The sequence below is a fragment of the Kitasatospora sp. NPDC051170 genome (assembly GCF_044455705.1).
Classification (GTDB): Bacteria; Actinomycetota; Actinomycetes; order Streptomycetales; family Streptomycetaceae; genus Kitasatospora.
Window position 1 is genome coordinate 771,721 of sequence record NZ_JBITFA010000001.1, and the last position, 16,547, is coordinate 788,267.

The 16,547-nt window shown below is 73.4% G+C and carries 12 protein-coding genes and 1 pseudogene; 7 read left to right on the forward strand and 6 right to left on the reverse strand.

Features of this window, described 5'->3' with window-relative positions:
• The first annotated feature begins 7 nt into the window (after positions 1 to 7).
• The 3 genes from ACIBCA_RS03465 (at position 8) to ACIBCA_RS03475 (ending at position 3,354) form a co-directional block, all read left to right on the forward strand.
• Positions 8 to 1,069, forward strand: coding sequence for a ferredoxin reductase (locus ACIBCA_RS03465; RefSeq protein WP_396281108.1), 1,062 nt, complete (start codon positions 8 to 10; stop codon positions 1,067 to 1,069).
• A gap of 7 nt (positions 1,070 to 1,076) precedes the next feature.
• A complete protein-coding gene (locus ACIBCA_RS03470; protein ID WP_396281109.1) occupies positions 1,077 to 2,195 on the forward strand; it encodes a fatty acid desaturase family protein in 1,119 nt (372 codons plus the stop codon).
• 256 nt (positions 2,196 to 2,451) lie between these two features.
• The gene (locus ACIBCA_RS03475) at positions 2,452 to 3,354 is read left to right on the forward strand and encodes an amidohydrolase family protein (RefSeq protein WP_396281110.1); all 903 of its coding nucleotides are present in this window, start codon (positions 2,452 to 2,454) and stop codon (positions 3,352 to 3,354) included.
• Positions 3,355 to 3,452: 98 nt separating this feature from the next.
• Here ACIBCA_RS03475 and ACIBCA_RS03480 read toward each other — a convergent pair whose 3' ends face one another.
• Positions 3,453 to 4,652: an alpha/beta hydrolase family protein gene (locus ACIBCA_RS03480; protein ID WP_396281111.1), complete on the reverse strand. Its 1,200-nt coding sequence runs from the start codon at positions 4,650 to 4,652 to the stop codon at positions 3,453 to 3,455.
• Between the two features lie 124 nt (positions 4,653 to 4,776).
• Positions 4,777 to 6,270 carry an APC family permease gene (locus ACIBCA_RS03485; protein WP_396281112.1) on the reverse strand — a complete coding sequence of 498 codons (1,494 nt, stop codon included), beginning with the start codon at positions 6,268 to 6,270 and terminating at the stop codon, positions 4,777 to 4,779.
• Between the two features lie 260 nt (positions 6,271 to 6,530).
• Between ACIBCA_RS03485 and ACIBCA_RS03490 the strand changes: the two are divergent.
• Positions 6,531 to 6,698, forward strand: a pseudogene (locus ACIBCA_RS03490) (response regulator transcription factor); the annotation flags it as partial.
• A 10-nt stretch (positions 6,699 to 6,708) separates the two neighbouring features.
• Here the strand turns inward: ACIBCA_RS03490 and ACIBCA_RS03495 are convergent.
• Entirely contained in the window at positions 6,709 to 7,989 is a 1,281-nt protein-coding gene (locus ACIBCA_RS03495; RefSeq protein WP_396281113.1) for a cation:proton antiporter, read from the reverse strand.
• Positions 7,990 to 8,692: 703 nt separating this feature from the next.
• Between ACIBCA_RS03495 and ACIBCA_RS03500 the strand changes: the two genes are divergently transcribed.
• The 3 genes from ACIBCA_RS03500 to ACIBCA_RS03510 all read left to right on the forward strand — a co-directional run bounded on the left by ACIBCA_RS03500 (position 8,693) and on the right by ACIBCA_RS03510 (position 11,018).
• Positions 8,693 to 8,890 (forward strand): hypothetical protein, encoded by a 198-nt coding sequence (locus tag ACIBCA_RS03500; RefSeq protein ID WP_396281114.1) that lies wholly within the window; start codon positions 8,693 to 8,695, stop codon positions 8,888 to 8,890.
• A gap of 103 nt (positions 8,891 to 8,993) precedes the next feature.
• Positions 8,994 to 9,560, forward strand: a complete 567-nt coding sequence (locus tag ACIBCA_RS03505) for a hypothetical protein (RefSeq protein ID WP_396281115.1) — start codon at positions 8,994 to 8,996, stop codon at positions 9,558 to 9,560.
• A gap of 90 nt (positions 9,561 to 9,650) precedes the next feature.
• Entirely contained in the window at positions 9,651 to 11,018 is a 1,368-nt protein-coding gene (locus ACIBCA_RS03510; protein ID WP_396281116.1) for an MFS transporter, read from the forward strand.
• A 51-nt stretch (positions 11,019 to 11,069) separates the two neighbouring features.
• Here the strand turns inward: ACIBCA_RS03510 and ACIBCA_RS03515 are convergent, their stop codons facing one another.
• The 3 genes from ACIBCA_RS03515 to ACIBCA_RS03525 all read right to left on the reverse strand — a co-directional run bounded on the left by ACIBCA_RS03515 (position 11,070) and on the right by ACIBCA_RS03525 (position 16,487).
• The gene (locus ACIBCA_RS03515; protein ID WP_396281117.1) at positions 11,070 to 13,442 is read right to left on the reverse strand and encodes a non-reducing end alpha-L-arabinofuranosidase family hydrolase; all 2,373 of its coding nucleotides are present in this window, start codon (positions 13,440 to 13,442) and stop codon (positions 11,070 to 11,072) included.
• Positions 13,443 to 13,711: 269 nt separating this feature from the next.
• Positions 13,712 to 15,223: a sigma-70 family RNA polymerase sigma factor gene (locus ACIBCA_RS03520; protein ID WP_396281118.1), complete on the reverse strand. Its 1,512-nt coding sequence runs from the start codon at positions 15,221 to 15,223 to the stop codon at positions 13,712 to 13,714.
• Between the two features lie 94 nt (positions 15,224 to 15,317).
• On the reverse strand, positions 15,318 to 16,487 hold the full coding sequence (locus ACIBCA_RS03525; protein ID WP_396281119.1) for an ROK family protein: 1,170 nt from the start codon (positions 16,485 to 16,487) through the stop codon (positions 15,318 to 15,320).
• Positions 16,488 to 16,547: the final 60 nt, after the last annotated feature.

The following is a 16,547-nucleotide window of genomic DNA, read 5'->3' on the forward strand; positions in this document are numbered from 1 at the left end:
TGGAGTCATGACGAGCGCAGCCCTCCGCAGCAGGGCCTGGAAACTGCTGGAGATGGTCACGACGCCGCTGCTGCCGTCGGACTACCTCGACCTGGTCAGCCCCCTGCGGGCGGGCGCCGACCTGCGGGGGCGCATCGAGGCCGTGCACCCCGAGACGGGGGACGCCGCGACGGTCGTGATCAGGCCGGGGCGCGGCTGGCGCGGCCACACGGCCGGCCAGTACGTGCGGGTCGGGGTCGACGTCGACGGGACGCGCCTGTGGCGTGCCTACTCCCTCACCTCACCGACGAACCGCCGCGACGGCCGCATCACGATCACCGTGAAGGCGGTCCCGGACGGCAAGGTCAGCAACCACCTGGTCCGCAGAACTGCTCCGGGCACGCTGATCCAGCTCGACCAGCCGGCCGGTGACTTCGTGCTGCCGCAGGCCAGGCCCGCCAAGGTGCTCTACCTGACGGCCGGCAGCGGCATCACGCCCGTGATGGGCATGCTGCGCGACACCGGGATCGACGACCTCGTCATGGTCCACTGCGCTCCGCGGCCGCAGGACGTGATCTTCCGCGAGGAACTGCACGCGCTGGTCGCGGACGGGAGACTGCGCCTCACCGAGGTGCACACCGAGACCGACGGCAGGCTGGACCTCGCCCGTCTCGGCGAACTCGTGCCCGACTGGGCCGAGCGCGAGACCTGGGCCTGCGGGCCCACGGGCCTGCTCGACGCCGCCGAGGCGCACTGGGCCGAGCACGGCGTCCCCGAGCGCCTGCGCACCGAGCGCTTCCGCCCCGGCACCGTCGTCAGCGGCGACGAGGCCGGGGGCGAGGTCACGTTCAGCACCACCGGCAGGACCGTCGCCGCGGACGGCGCCACGCCGTTGCTGGAGGTCGGCGAGGAGGCCGGCGTACTCATGCCCTCCGGGTGCCGCATGGGCATCTGCTTCGGCTGCGTCACGCCGCTCAAGGCGGGCGCCGTCCGCGACCTGCGCACCGGCGAGATCACCGAGGCCGAGCCCGGCGTCCTCATCCAGACCTGCGTGTCCGCCGCGGCGGGCCCCTGCGACATCGAACGGTAGGCGCACCTTGACCGCCATCGACCCCACCGCCCACCTGACCGCGGAGCAGATCGAGGAGCTCGGCCACGAGCTGGACGCGATCCGCGACGAGGTGATCGCCGCCCGCGGCGAGAAGGACGCCGCCTACATCCGCAAGGTCATCTCGGCGCAGCGCAAGCTGGAGCTGGCCAGCAGGGGCGTGCTGCTGTTCTCGATCTTCCCGCCCGCGTGGCTACTCGGCACCGCCGGCCTGTCCGTGGCGAAGATCATGGACAACATGGAGATCGGCCACAACGTCCTGCACGGCCAGTGGGACTGGATGCGGGACCCGAAGATCCACTCCACCACCTGGGAGTGGGACCACGTCTCACCGTCCGATCAGTGGAAGCACTCGCACAACGAGCTGCACCACACGTACACCAACGTGATCGGCAAGGACAACGACCTCGGCTACGGCATCATGCGCGTCGACGAGGACCAGAAGTGGCTCCCGTTCCACCTCGGCCAGCCGCTGTGGAACCTCGTCAACGCCTGCTTCTTCGAGTACGGCATCGCCGCGTACGACCTGGAGCTCGGCAAGAACCTGCAGAAGCACCGCCGCAAGGACCCGGAGTTCCGCGCGCGGGCCAGGGCCGTGGGCCGCAAGATCCGCAAGCAGGCGCTCAAGGACTACGTGATCCACCCGCTGCTGTCGGGCCCGTCGTTCCTCACCACGCTCGCCGCCACGTTCACCGCCAACCTGGTCCGCAACGTCTGGACCCACTCGGTGATCATGTGCGGGCACTTCCCCGAGGGCGTCCGGGTCTTCGAGCGCCGCTCGATCGAGGGCGAGACGCGCGGCCAGTGGTACCTGCGCCAGATGATGGGTTCGGCGAACATCAGCGGCAGCAGGGCCATGCACTTCATGACCGGCAACCTGTCGCACCAGATCGAGCACCACCTCTTCCCGGACCTGCCGAGCAACCGGTACGCCGAGGTCGCGGTGAAGGTGCGGGCGCTGTTCGAGAAGTACGAGCTGGAGTACGTCACCGGGCCGCTGCCCAAGCAGGTGTTCTCCGCGTGGCGCAAGGTCGTCCGGCTCTCCCTGCCGAACAGGAAGCCCAAGGCCGAGGCGCCCGACCGCGAGCGGGAGCTCGTCGCGGTCTGATCGCAGCGACACAGCCGTCCCTTCGCGAAGGGACGGCTCACACCGAGCCGGTGGTCGGCGAGGCCGAAACCACCTGCGGCGACACGTTCCTGACGGTCCGTCTGCCCGCCTCGAGCCGGGTCCGGACTCCGCCGTCCGGCCGGGTGTCGAGGCGGCCCTGCACCGGGCGCGGATCCGCAACTGGTGGAAGCTCACCGAGATCTGGCACCTTGGCGAGCCCCACGCCGACACGGCCTGACCCCACCTGGAGCTATCCGTGACCACCGCCCCGCCGCCCCGGCTCGTCGATGCCCACCACCACCTGTGGGACCTCGAACAGCGCCCCCAGGCCTGGCTCGACGACCCCGCCCTGACCTCGATCCGCCGCACGTACACCCTCGACGACCTGCGCTCCACCGCCACCCGGGCGGTGGCAGGCCGCCTGCTGCACAGCACGGTGGTCGTGCAGTGCGTACCGGAGGTGGCCGAGACCGAGGACCTGCTCGCGCTCGCCGCGCGGGAGCCGCTGATCGAGGCCGTGGTCGGCTGGGCGGACCTCACCTCCCCCGCGATCGGTGACGAGCTCGACCGGCTGCTCGCCGGACCGGGCGGCGGTCACCTCCGGTCGCTCCGCCACCTGGTGCAGGGTGAGGCAGACCCGGGGTGGCTCCAACGGGCCGACGTCGAACGCGGGTTGGCGGCGGTCGAGGCGCGCGGGCTCGGCTACGACGTGCTCGTCCGCAGCCACCAGCTCGACCAGGCGATCCGGCTGGCCGAACGCTTCCCGGGCCTTCCCCAGGTGCTCGACCACGCGGGCAAGCCCGACCTCACCGGCGGCGAACCGGGCGACTGGGAGGCCCGGTTGCGGCGGCTGGCCGCGCACCCCCAGGTGGTCTGCAAGGTGTCGGGACTGATCACCGAGGCCGACCACGACGCCTGGACCACCGCCGACATCCGCCCGGCCTGGGACGTCCTGGTGAGCGCCTTCGGCGCCGACCGGCTGATGTTCGGCTCGGACTGGCCGGTGGCGAACCTCGCCGGGGGCTGGAACCGCTGGGCCGCCACCGTGGACGAGCTGATCGCCGGCTGCTCCGCCGGCGAGACCTCGGCGATCCTCGCGGACACCGCGACCGCCTTCTACCGCCTCCCCCGCTCCGAGGAGACCCAGGAATCACGATGACGCCGGCCGTCCGCTACCCGGCCGCCCGGACGCTGGACACCGCGCCCTGCGCCCTGCACGCTGCACGCTGCACGCCATCGTCATCGACGCCCGGCCGGTCAGCGGGTGAAGGTGATCTCCGGGTAGGCCGCGGAGGGGCCCGCGAACAGGGTGGTGGGGCGGTGGCGCAGCTGGAGGTCGAAGTAGGCGAGCAGGTAGGCGCGTTGGGCGGCGATGGCGTGGGGGCCGTCGCCGGTGCCGAGGAAGTGGTCGAGGTCCTCGGTGGGCCAGGCGATGACGGGTTGGGCCTGGGGGACGAGCAGTTCGAGGTCGCTGTAGGACAGGTGCCCGGAGTTTTCGAGGTTCAACTGCCGCCGCCAGCCGGTGAGTCGGGGCCACAGCGCGTTCCACATGGCGTCGCGGGCGGGGCTGGCCCAGGCGGAGCTCATCAGCAGGAGGGGGCGGTCCAGGCCCTCGGTGGCGACCGTGCCGAAGACCGGGCCGTCGAGGGTGGCGCCGGCCCGGACGCGGGGGTCGTCGTGCATGGTCTGGAGGGTGGTGGCGCCGCCCATGGAGTGGCCGAACATGCCGACGGTGGTGAGGTCGAGGGCGGCCGCCAACCCGCAGGGGACGGGCCGGTGTTCGGCGTCGGGGTCGGGGTCCGTGCCGGTGGCGAGGGCGGTGAGGCGGTCCAGGAGGAAGCGGGTGTCGGCGGTGCGGACGGCGACGACCTCGGCGTCGGTCATCGCGTGGACGGCGGCGGTGTTGCGGACCTCCAGGCGCCCGTCGGGGAACTCGACCTCCCCGGCGTCGAAGGTGTGGTCGAGGGTGACGACGACGAAGCCGTGGCTGGCGAGTTCCTCGACGAGGGTGGTGTCGAAGGAGCGGTCGCCGCGTGAGCCGTGCGAGTAGAGGATCACGGGGTGGCGGGTGCGGTGGTCGGCGGGGGCGTCTTCGTGGCCCTCGGTGAGGGGCCAGGCGAGGCGGCCGGTGGGGATGTGGAAGTAGTCGGACTCCAGGTGCGCCTGTTCGGCGGGGCTCAGCCAGGGGGCCGCCGGGTGGCCGGCGGTGTCGGTGGCGGGGTACCAGAGCTGGACCTTCAGTTCGCGGGCGCGGGGCGTCGGGGCCCAGGGGTCGGGGCGGGCGCCGTCGACCAGGTGGATCGTGGTGGTGCCGATGGGGTGGTGCCCGGTGGGCGCGGGCAGGGTCAGGTGGATCCGCGTGTCGACCGAGGCGACGGCGGGGGTTTCGGCGATCGGCGGTGCGGTGGCGATCAGGGCGGCGAGCGGGGCGGCGAGCAGAACCGTACGGCGACGCATCGGGGGTGCACCTCTCAACAAGTCGGGAGGTTCCACCGTGCCCCGCTCACGCCCGCCGACGCGTCGGCCCACGGCCCGAAAACCCGGCGCGCGGCTACGACCCCGGGCATAGGCCCGCAGTCGCTCAGCCGTCCCGCTCCCGGGTGTTCTCGACCACCAGCCGCCCCATGAGCTCGTACCTGCGCGGGCTGCGCGCCCGCATCCACAGCGCGAACCCGACGCCGCCGAGGAGGACGGCGCCGACGATCCACGGGATCAGCCGGAAGAACAGCGTCTTGGAGGCCGGACCGGCCGCCGTGTCCAGGTTCGTCACCAGCAGCACGATCGCCGCGATCATGCCCAGCCCACCGAGCAGCGGGGCGGTGAACGTGCGGAACCAGTGCCGGGTTTCGGGGTGGTGGCGGCGGAAGTAGGCGATCACCGCGAAGGAGCAGAGCGTCTGCACCACCAGCAGCGCCAGCGTGCCGAGGATCGCGGTGAGCGTGAACAGGCTCGCGTACGGGTCCTGCCCGGCGGCCCGGAAGCCGCCGACGACGGCCAGCGCGATCAGGCTCTGGACGCCGGACGCGACGTACGGGGAGCCGTGCCTCGGGTGGGTGCGCCCGAGCGCCGGGAGCAGGAACCCCTCGCGGCCGAGCGCGTACAGGTACCGGGAGGCGCACTGGTGGAAGGCCATCCCGCAGGCGAAGGCACTGGTGCACATCAGCCACTGGAACGCGGCCACCGCCCAGGGGCCGAGGAGCCGCCGCGCGGGGTCGAGGAAGAGGTCGAGCGGGCTTGCCCCGGCCGCGACGTCGACGGCCCCGGTGCCGTTGCCGGCCACCACCATCCAGGCCACGAAGGTGTAGAGCACGCCGAGCCCGACCACCACCGCCAGCGTCGCCCGGGGGATGATCCGCTTGGGGTTGCGGGACTCCTCCCCGTACATCGCCGTCGACTCGAAGCCGATCCACGACCAGAAGCAGGCGAACAGCCCCACCCCCGCGTTGACCCCGGAGAACGCCCCGGCCGGGTTCAGCGAGTCCACCCGCAGGCCCCCGCCACCGCCGCCGTGCGCCAGCACCGCGCCGCCCCACAGCAGCAGCATCAGCACCTCACCGACCAGGGCCACCCCGAGGACCTTGGCGGCCACCTCCAGGTCGAAGTACGACAGCAGCGCCGTGACCGCCAGCATCGCCAGGGCGAAGACCTCCCACGGCCGGTCCACCCCGAACTGCGACCGGGCGGTCTGCTGGGCGAAGTACGCGAAGATCCCCACCACCGAGGCCTCGAACACCACGTACGCGAGCACCGCGAGCAGCCCCGAGGCCATCCCGGCCACCCGGCCCAGGCCGTACGAGACGAAGCCGTAGAACGCCCCGGCCGTGGTGATGTGCCGGGCCATCGCCACGTACCCGACGGTGAAGACCGTCAGCACCAGGGTGACGAACACGAAGCCCGCCGGAGCGTGCAGACCCGTGCCGGCGCCGATGACCACCGGCAGGTTGCCCGTCATCGCGGTGATCGGCGCGGCGGTGGCCAGGGCCATGAACACGACCCCGACCAGGCCCACGGACCCGGCCTTCAGGGAGTGCGTCGCCCGGGGCGCCCCCTCGACGGTGGTGGACTGCTCGAGCATCGTCGGCTCCCCTCGGTCGCGTCTCCGCCCGCGCGGAGTCGGCCCAGTCTGGGCTCCGCCGCCGCCGTCGAGCCGGAAACCCGTGCGCCGCGGGCCTTCACGGAGTTGACGCCCCGTCGACCGCCGCGCCCCGCGGACGAGCGGAAGCGTCACCCCGGCGCCCCTGCCGGGCCCTCACCCCCTCGTGGGCGCCGACGCGCGCGGACGCCGGATCATGGCTCCGTACGAGCCAGGTCGGCGACGCGGCGGAGGATGCATCGATCGCCGAGGGGCTGTCCAACGCGGAGATCGGCGCGCGCCTCCACCTGGGGACGGGGACGGTGAAGGACCACGTCAGCGCGATCCTGACCAAACTGCGGGTGGGCGGGAGGGTCCAGGCCGCACTGCTCGCCCAGCGGGCCGGGCTGCTGGGCGAACAGGAGTCGTAGCCCGCGACGGTCAACCGGACGGTGTGTCGGCCGGCATGGGCTCCCGGCGGGAGCCGGGCTTGCCGCGCAGTACGTGGGCGATGGCCAGCGACCCGCCGCCGTGCAGCAGGATGCTGCCGAGCACGACGACGACCATCGCGTCCAGCGCGCTGTTGGCGGCCGGCCCGTCCGGCAGGGCGTTGAAGGCCAGCAGGCCGAACACGATCGAGGTGGTGCCGCGCGGCCCGAGCGCGGCGACCATGAGCCGTTCGCGCCGGCCGAGCCGGGAGCCGACCAGGGACAGCAGGACGGGCCCCATGCGCAGCACGGTGAGCGCCGCCGCGCACAGGACCAGCACCGACCAGTCGAGGCCGACGACGAAGGTGAGCACCACCGCGTTGCCGAAGAAGAACCACATGACCATGGTCATGAGGGCGCTGGTGTCCTCGATCAGCTGGAACTCGGAGCCGCCGGTCTCCGGTCGAGCCGTCACGACGCTGCCGTGGCGCTGCGGTGCCTGCCGGACGTACCGGAAGGCGACACCGGCGACGAACGAGGCGACGAAGCCGTTGCCGTGCATCGCCGTCGTCGAGGTGTAGACGAGCAGCGGGACGACCAGGACGGTGATCCGCCCGGACTGGGCGGTCATCCAGTTCGCGCGCTGAGCGAGGTTCATCAGCCAGGCGAGCAGGGCCCCGATCAGGGCGCCGGCCACCAGCGCCTTCACCGCGAACGGCACGGTGGTGGCCAGGGCCTCCAGCGGGGTGCGCTTCTCGGTCGTCGAGCCGGCCAGCACCAGGGCGAACAGGAAGAGCGGGGAGACGATGCCGTCGTTGTAGCCGCTCTCCACGTTGAGCACGCTGCGCACCCGGACCGGGATGCGCCGGTCGCGGACCACGATCTCGGCCGGGGCGAAGTCCGTCGGGATGATCACGCAGGCGATCAGCAGCAGAGCGGCGACCGGCAGGTCGGGCAGCAGCATCCCGCCGAGCAGGACCGTCGCGCCGAGGCTCAGCGGCATGGCGACCAGCAGCACCCGGGCCGCCGCGCCGGGGTCGCGGCCGAACAGTCGGCCCCCGCGCAGTTCGGTGGCGTCCACGAACAGGAGGACGGCCAGGATGATCTCCGCCACGCGCTGGGCGATGTCGGAGTTCAGGGCGACGGCGAACTCACTGTGGGTGAACAGGCCCGTGACGACGCCCGCGAGCACCAGCACCAGCGGGGCGCGCACGTGCCGGCGCTCCAGCCGTCCGGCGACGAGCGACCAGCCCGCCGCCACCGCGGTGATCACGATCAGAACTGGGATCAGCAAGGAACTTCCGCTTCCGGACGACCACAACGGCAACAGAGGACACCCTGGCGCCGCGCTGCGCGATGGGGTGTCCACGGGTCTTCAGTAGATGCCGCGCACCAGCCGGGCGGGCGCAGGCCGACGGCCCGCCACCGCGTGTCGCGGCCGGCCGTCCCGACCATTCCACCGTGCCGTCCGTACGGGGTCACTCCCCCGATCGTCGGGAACTCCCCCGCCAGGTGGCCGGAGCCGCCGCCGGGCCGCCGCCTCGGCGCGCCGAAGCCTTAGGGTCGGCCGTGACGAGCCCGCAGCGAGGGGACGGGGGACGGAACGGAGCGAAGGCGAGGCGGGACGGATGGACACGGAGGCGAAGGGCCGGGCGCGGGCCCTGTGGACGCGGGCGCCCGCGCCCGTCGTGGACGGCGCCGGCGGGGGCCGACCGGCCGACCGGCCGGGGTGGCGCCGAAGCCCGCCGGATGGTCCGCACCGCCCGGCGGCGGCGAGGTTGGGGCCATGACGCAGATCGATCCCGCCCAGGCCCCGCCGCATGCACCCGCTCCGCCCAGGCCCGACGACGACGCCGCACCGGCGGAGCCCCGGTCCATCGGTCGGCTGGTGGGCGTGGATCTGGCCCGCGCGCTGGCCGTGTTCGGCATGTTCGCCGCATCCGTGCGGCGCCGGCTCGCCGCGCTCGGCGTAGGCGCTGATCGCCTTCGGGTCCGGCGTGCCGTACCCGCTGACCCGGGTCATCGGCCCGCTCGGCGACGACACCACCTCCGTCGCACCGCTGCTCTGCTTCATCGCCGGCGCCGACCTGTTCGCCGCGCTCTGGTCCCGCTTCTTCCGGGGCGGGCCGCTGGAGTACCTCGTCCACCTCGCCACCGGGCTTGCCGGGCGGCGCACCCACTCGAACACCACGTGATCTCCGCAGAAGCCTCGCACCGGACCGGTGTCGTGGGCGGGGCTGACCTGCGTAGTCTCCGAGGATCGCCCGTCACGGCGGGCGAGCACCTACGGAAGATCGCATGAGCTACTGCACCCACTGCCAACGGCATCTCAACGGCGCACTGTCCTGCCCCGGCTGCGGGCGGCCACCGGAGGCGCTCCCCCCGCAGGAACCCGGACGCCCGGACGCGGGCCTGCCCACTGCGGCTCCCACGCCCCAGCGGGCCCGGCGGCGGACGCCCCGGCGGCGCGGCGCCCGGCTCTCCCTGGTGGCGGCCGGTGTGACGGTGGGCGCCCTGGCCGTCGCGGTGGTGGCCGTCGGCCAGGGCGACGGCGCGACGGCTCCGCTCCCCTCGGAAACCCCGTCGACGACCCTGCCGTCCACCGTGCGGCCCGCGAGCGCTCCCCCGACGAAGGCCGCACCCAACCCGGCGAGCCCCACGGCGCTGCCCTCCACCACCGGCCCCCGCCCCAGCGCGTCCAGGACGACCGCCACCCCGTCCCGCCCGGCCGCCCCGACCGACCCGGCCGCGCCCCAGACCCCGCCGCCCGCCACGGCCACACCGACCCGGCCCTCGCCGGGCCCGGCCACCCCCACGGCGACGGCCACGCCGGGCTGCAAGCAGTTCATCGTCTGGTGCGTCTGACCCTCCTGACCTTGGCCCAACCCCTCTGCCCCGCAGGACAGTTCGCACACTCTTGACTCGCTCCCGGGAACAATGGGAGCGTTCACATCCATGACCGAGCTGTCGAGCGCCCCGCCTCTCGCAACCGTTCCGACCACCCCCTCCATACGGGCGTTCAGCCCGGCCGCGGTGGTGGCCTCCTGCGCCGGATTCGTCCTCATCGGGGCACTCCAAGCGCTGTACGGGCCGGCCGTCCCCGCGTTCCGGAGCGACTTCCACCTCTCCCCGACGGCCGCGGGTCTCGGCCTGAGCGCCCATTTCGTCGGCGGTGTCGCCGGCGTGCTCCTCTTCGACCGACTGTTCGGACGCCTCGGCAACCGTCTGCTCCTCGGCGCCTCCTACCTGCTGATGGCGGCGGGCGCCGCGGGCTTCGCCCTGGCGCCGAACTGGCCGCTCGCCCTGGCCATGGCGCTGCTCGCGGGCCTCGGCTTCGGCGGCATCGACTACGGCCTCAACCAGCTCTTCGCCACCGGGTTCGGCCACCGCTCGGCGGCCATGCTGAACATCCTCAACGCCCACTTCGGCATCGGCGCGATCCTCGGCCCGGCCGTCGTGGGAGCGGTCGGCGCCGATCACTACCCCGCGGTCTTCCTCGCCTTCGCCGCCGCCGACCTGCCACTGCTGCTGTGCCTGCGCGGCGTCCGCGACCGTACGGAGCCGCCGGCCGATCGCAGCGGTACGGCCGGGAACGCGCTCGGCCGCAGCCTGGGCTCGGTGCTGGCCGTCTTCGTCGCCCTGTACGTCCTGCACGTCGGCGTCGAGGCGGGGGTCGGCGGCTGGGAGCCCACTCACCTGGAGACGGTCGGCTACGGCGCCGGGATCGCCGCGACCGCCACCTCCGCGTACTGGCTGATGCTGACCGTCGGCCGCTTCCTGGTGGTCCCGATCGCGCTGCGCCACTCCGCGGAGTCGATCATCGCGGTGTCCTGCGCGGGAATGACGGCCTGTCTTGCGCTGGCGGCCGTCCCGGGCTTCGCTCCGTACGCCTATGCGGGAGTCGGGCTGTTCATCGCGCCGGTCTTCCCCACCGGGCTGCCCTGGCTCCACCGGGCGGCATCTGGGCCCGTCTTGTCGATCAGCCCGGATCAGGCCGCGTCGTTGGGGTGCGTGCATCGGCGGTGCCGAGGAGGGAGCCCATGCGGAGCATTGGCGACTGACGAGAAGCCGTCGAGGTGCGTGCCCCGGCGTCGCGGCCCCGGGAAGATCGGCAAGACGGGCCCCAAGGCCCGCCGGGCCGGCGCCCTGGTGATCGCCGCCTCCATGGTGGGCGGTGTCGTGGCGGGGCCGGCCCTCGGCGCGGGCATCGACTCGCTGGGCGTGCGCTCCGTCCCGCTGGTACTCGGCGCCGTCTCCGCGCTGTGCCTGGCCGCCACGCTCTGGCTCGTCCGCGCCACCCGGCCGCCCCGGCAGGAGCGCTGACGACGCATGGAAGGGCCCCGGCCGACGGACGGCCGGGGCCCTCCCGTGCTGTCAGTGCTGGAGGGTCAGCAGACCCGGGCGGTACGGCAGCCGGTCGTAGGGGTCGGTGGCCGTCGGGTTCTTGCCCTGGTAGAGGAACTGCAGGTGGCAGGGGTCGACGGTCATCGTCTGGTCGGGGTTGTCGCGGACGAGGTCGCCGTGGCTGATGTCGTTCGTCCAGGCGGCGCCGCTGTTGGCCTTTCCGGCGAAGGGGTTGCTCTCGGTGGCGGCCTGCGGGGTCCAGGGGCCGTTGAGGCTGGTGGCGGTGAAGGAGCGGAAGTAGCGCTGCTCGCCGGCGCCGCGGGCCTCGACGATCATCAGGTACTGGTTGCGGCCCTGGACCTTGTAGACCTGCGGGGCCTCGAAGAGGTTCTTCACCGAGTCGGTCATGACGGTGGTGTAGGAGGAGCCGAAGTTGCCGGGGAAGTTGCCGATGGGCATGCTCGCCCGGTAGATGCTGCCGTTGTCACCGGCGAAGAACAGGTACATGTTCTGGTCGTCGCCGATCAGGGTCTGGTCGATCGGGCCGGTGCCGGAGTTCGGGATGCTGCCGGTGAACAGCGGCTGCGGGGCCGACCAGCCGTTGGGGTTGGTCGGGTCGTTCGAGGTGCGGTAGACGAAGGGCGAAGCACCCCACTGATAGGACAGCACCCAGATGTTCTTGGGCGCGAAGTAGAACAGCGTGGGCGCCACCGCCCTCTCGTTCATGCCGGTCTGGGGGGCCGAGGCCATGTCCGACCAGTTGGTGAACGGGGCGAAGGCCATCGAGCCGTACCCGGACCCGGTCACGTTCGACGCGTACACCAGGTGCTTGCCCTTGTACGTGACGGTGGTGAAGTCCTTCAGCGAGGCCCACCCCTGCGCGGGCTCGGCCAGCGCGCCCGAGGAGGACCAGCGGTACGTCGAGGGCAGGGCGCAGTCCCCGCTCGGCGGGGCCGAGGGCCCGGTCAGGCCCGTCCACTTCTGGTTGCTGCCGCCGGACCAGCAGGTGTACAGCTGGACCTTGGTGCCGTTGGCGGTGCCCGCGCCGACGGCGTCGAGGCAGAGCCCGGACCGGACGCCGGAGATCGAGCCGTCGGCGTCGAGGTTCCACTGCTGGTCGGCGCTGTTGTCGCAGTCCCCGATGACCACGGCCGTGCCGTTGGCGGTGCCCTTGCCCCTGGGCGCAAGGCACTTCTTGCCGTAGACCGTCAGCTGCTTGCCGGAGGTGTACGTCCAGCGCTGGTTGCTTCCGCCGTTGCACTGCCAGAGCTGCGCCTGGGTGTCGTTGGCGGTGGAGAAGCCGTCGATGTCGAGGCAGCGCCCGGAGGCGGCTCCCTTGATCTCCCCGGTGCCGCCGCCTCCGCCGGCCCCGCCCGATCCGGTGCCGGAGGCGGCCTTGAGGGCGTTCATGACGGCGGTGTAGGCGGGCTTGGGCTTTCCGTCGCGGTCGAACAGCAGGGGGTTCTCCCCGCCGCGCCAGGAGTCGCTGTCGCGGATGCCCCAGACACTGATGCCGGTGCACCGGGCGACGGACAGGCAGGCGTTGACGGCGTCGGCGTACGCGGGGGCGGGCGCCTGGGCGATGTCGAGCTCGGTGAGCTGGACGTCGACGCCGAGCGCCGCGAAGTTGGCGAGCGTGGTCCGGAAGCTGGACGGCGCCCCGCCGGCGCCGAAGTGGCTCTGGAAGCCGACGCAGTCGATGGGCACGCCACGGGACTTGAAGTCCTTGACCATGTTGAAGACGCCCTGGGTCTTGGCGTCCGACCAGTTCTCGATGTTGTAGTCGTTGTAGCAGAGCTTGGCCGAGGGGTCGACGCTGCGGGCGGTGCGGAACGCCTCCTCGATGAAACCGTCGCCGAGCACGTTCTGGAACACCGACTCGCGGTGGCGGCCGCTGCCGCCGTCGGCGAACGCCTCGTTGACCACGTCCCAGGCGTAGATCTTGCCCTTGTAGTGGGACATCTCCTGACTGATGTGGTTGTCCATCACGCCGCGCAGGGTGTTCGCGTCGCCGATCGACTTGACCCAGTCGGGCAGTTGGGAGTGCCAGACCAGGGTGTGGCCGCGCATGCGCTGGTTGTGCGCGGAGGCGTGGTCGACGATCGCGTCGGCCGGGCCGAAGGTGAACCTGCCGCGGGACGGCTCGACGGCGTCCCACTTCATCTCGTTCTCCGGGGTGATCGTGTTGAACTCCCGGTCGAGGATGCCGGAGTACGTCGAGTCGCCGAGCCGGCCGGCGGCCACGGCGGTGCCGAAGTACCGGCCGGAGGGCGTCGCCTGCGTGCCCAGGGCGGCGTCGGCGAGGTCGGGCAGGAGTGCCACGACACCGGCCACCAGCGCGGCGGCCGTCGTTCCTATCGCCACCACGCGGCGGCGCCGGCTGAGCCGGTGCAGGCCCTTCACGACTCGCCCCGGAGGCCGCCGTCGTCCACGCCGGGCGGGGGTTCGTGGGTGTGTCGCGTCATGGGAGCGCCTTTCATCGGGGATCTGCCTCATCGGGGGGCGCCTCCCCCGCCGGCCCGTCGGGCGGGCGGTGGGAGGAGCACCCACATGGGAGGCTCCCGAACGCGCGGCGGCGTAACGGAAAACCGGAGGGTCACCCCCGTGAGGTACCTCGCAGGAGAAAAGCGTTACGCCAGGGCCCGCTGCGTGGTCGGGCCCGTCAGGCGCCGTCAGGCCCACGCCCCGCGCACGAGGAAGGACGCCTGGTCGGCGAAGGCCCGGGTGCCGTTGTCGCCGTCGAGCCAGACGCCGCCGTCGCGGTGGTGCAGGGCCGATCCGGGGTAGTTGTGCGCGTGCAGGGTCACCGACCCGGCGACCGAACCGGGCTGCGGGCAGAAGGTCGCGTCCTTGCGGAAGAGCTCGCTGCCGTCGTCCGCGCTCAGCCGTAGCCGCAGCTCGCGGTGGCGCAGGTAACGGCCGTCCGCCGCGCGGAAGGTGACGCACCGGGCGTCGGCCAGGCCGCCGACGACCGTGAAGGTCGCCCGCTGCCGCGTCTGCGCGCCGGCGGACGCGTCGACCCGGCCGAGCGTCGCGAAGTCGTCGGCGTACGTGAGGTACAGCGCGGGATCCTCCACGGACTCCAGCGACCGCGGGCCCGGCGGAACCACGGCCGCGGCGGCGGGCGCGGCCGGGGACGGGGACGGGCTCACCCGGGGCGCGGCGGTGGGGGCTGCGGTGGGGGCTGCCGTGACGGCGGGTGCCCGGGGCGCCGGTTCGGGCCAGACCGCGTAGGTGGCCGTCGCGCCGGTGACCAGCACCGCGCCGGCGGCGAGGGACAGCAGCGGATGGGCGGTCACGGCGGAGAGCTTGGCCGCCAGCGAGCCGTGCAGGCTTCCTCCGCCCGCCGCGACGGAGGCCGCCCCGGCGGCGCTCAGGGCCGTGCCCGGCAGCAGGCCCTTGGCCACCAGCGCGGCGAGGAGCCCGACGGGGACGGCGAGCGGCGCGACGCGCAGGAGCAGCAGTTCGGCCGGGATCCGTTCGGCCGGCGTCGGCGCGCAGGCCGGGCAGTCGCGGGTGTGCCGGGCGATCCGCTTGCGCCACACCGAGGCGGGCGTTCCGTCCCAGCCGGTCACCGTCTCGTCCAGCCGTGGACAGCGCGGGTCGGCGTTCAGTGCGGAGACGATCGTCCGGCTCAGGTCCAGCTGCTCGCGCATGCGTTGCAGGCGCACGCCGACGTGGGCGGCCGTGAGCCCCGTCGCGGCGGCGAGGTCGTCGCGGCTCAGCGATCCGGCGCCCTCCTGCCACCACAGCGACAGCAGCACCCGGTGGTCCGGGTCGAGCCAGCGGCCGGCCTCGACGACCTGACGGCGTTCGTCCGACACGTGCAGCCGCAGGATCGCCGTGTCCTGGGGCTCGGCGCCGGCGTCCGGGATGCGGTGCGCCTCGTCGATGACCACGGTCCGGTCGGCGAAGACGCTCAACCGGTGCCGGTGCGTACTGATCTGGCGCAGCGCGATCGACACCAGCCAGGAGCGGAAGCTCTCCGGCGAGCGCAGGGCGGGCAGGTCGCGCACCACGCGCAGCAGGGTCTCCTGGACGACGTCGTCGACGTCCGCGTGTCCGCTCAGCGCCCGCCCGACGATGTTGTAGAGCAGCGGCAGGTGCGCGGCGATCAGCTCCTCGCGCGCCCGTTCGTCACCGGCCTGCGCCGCGACCACCAGACCTGCGTGATCGGCGTCCATGGGTCCCTCCCCATCTCCCTCGGGGGGAGCGGTCCTTCGAGTACGAGCGCCACACCCTAGCGTCGGCGGGAGTGTGCGACCAAAGGACGCCGGGTCAGCCCGCCGGCAGCCGGGTCGGGTCCGCCATGATGCGGCGGACCGTCGTCAGCGCCGCGCCCAGCAGCGGCCCGCGCCGGCCGAGGGCGGACGGGCGCAGCGCCTCCGGGGCCCAGGGCCGTACGGTGACCCGGGCCGCCAGCTCGGCGCGTACGGCGGGGAGCAGCCAGTCGGCGAGTTCGGCGTAGGCGCCGCCGAGGACGAGGCCGTCCGGGTCGACGAGTTCCACGGCGGAGGCGAGGGCGAGGCCCAGGGCCTGCCCGGCGCGGTCCAGCGCGGCCAGGGTGGGCGGATGCCCGGCGGCGGCCCGTTCGGCCAGCAGGGCGACGGGGTCGGCCGGGCCCGCCGTGCCGTCGAGGGGGGCGAGTCCGGCCTCGCGCAGGACGGCCGCCTCGCCCGCGTACTGCTCCAGGCAGCCGCGGGAGCCGCAGGGGCAGTCGACGCCCTCGGGCTGGATGGGGATGTGGCCGAGTTCGCCGGCGAAGCCGCGGGCGCCCCGGAAGAGCCGGCCGTCTATGACCAGGGCGGAGCCGATGCCGGTCTCGGCGGAGACGTGGACGAAGGTCTCCAGGGCCGGTTCCGTGCTCCAGCACTCGGCCAGCGCCCCGAGGTTGGCCTCGTTCTCGGGTTCGGGCACGGTGTCCGCGTCGGGCCAGTGGTCGGCGAGCCTGACGCCGTGCCAGCCCAGGTTGGGCGCGCGTTCGACGACGGCGCCGGGCCCGTTCGGCACCACCCCGGGCACGGCCAGGACGCGGCCCTCGACGCGCAGTCCGAGGGCGGAGGCCTCCGCCTCCGCCTCGGCCGCCAGCGCGGCGACCTCGGCCAGGACCTGCCCGACGGGCCGGCCCGCGTTGGCCCGTTCCACCCGGCGCCAGACCTGCGGCTCGCCGCGCAGGTCCACCACGCAGGCGCCGAGGTGGGTGACGCCGATCTCCAGGCCGAGGCCCGCCGGGCCGCTCTCGCTCACGGCCAGCGCCCGTCCGGGCCGGCCGACGCGGCCGCTGGCCGTGGCCGGGGCCTCGGTCAGCGCGCCACGGCCGATCAGCTCGTCGACCAGGGAGGAGACCGCCGCCCTGGTCAGTCCGACGTGTCCGGCGACGTCCGCACGGGAGAGCGGGCTGTGCACACGGACCGCGCCGAGGACGACCGCGAGGTTCTGCCGCCGCATGTCCTGTTGCGACGCCGGTCCACTCGCCGGCGGCCCGTCCGCCCTGCCCACCACTGTCAC

What these genes read in the sequence shown, in the direction of transcription:
- ACIBCA_RS03525 (WP_396281119.1), bottom strand. Translation starts at nt 16,487, where the DNA reads ATGCGGCGGCAGAACCTCGCGGTCGTCCTCGGCGCGGTCCGTGTGCAC.
- ACIBCA_RS03505 (WP_396281115.1), top strand. Translation starts at nt 8,994, where the DNA reads ATGAGCTACTGCACCCACTGCCAACGGCATCTCAACGGCGCACTGTCC.
- ACIBCA_RS03485 (WP_396281112.1), bottom strand. Translation starts at nt 6,270, where the DNA reads ATGCTCGAGCAGTCCACCACCGTCGAGGGGGCGCCCCGGGCGACGCAC.
- ACIBCA_RS03480 (WP_396281111.1), bottom strand. Translation starts at nt 4,652, where the DNA reads ATGCGTCGCCGTACGGTTCTGCTCGCCGCCCCGCTCGCCGCCCTGATC.
- ACIBCA_RS03520 (WP_396281118.1), bottom strand. Translation starts at nt 15,223, where the DNA reads ATGGACGCCGATCACGCAGGTCTGGTGGTCGCGGCGCAGGCCGGTGAC.
- ACIBCA_RS03510 (WP_396281116.1), top strand. Translation starts at nt 9,651, where the DNA reads ATGACCGAGCTGTCGAGCGCCCCGCCTCTCGCAACCGTTCCGACCACC.
- ACIBCA_RS03465 (WP_396281108.1), top strand. Translation starts at nt 8, where the DNA reads ATGACGAGCGCAGCCCTCCGCAGCAGGGCCTGGAAACTGCTGGAGATG.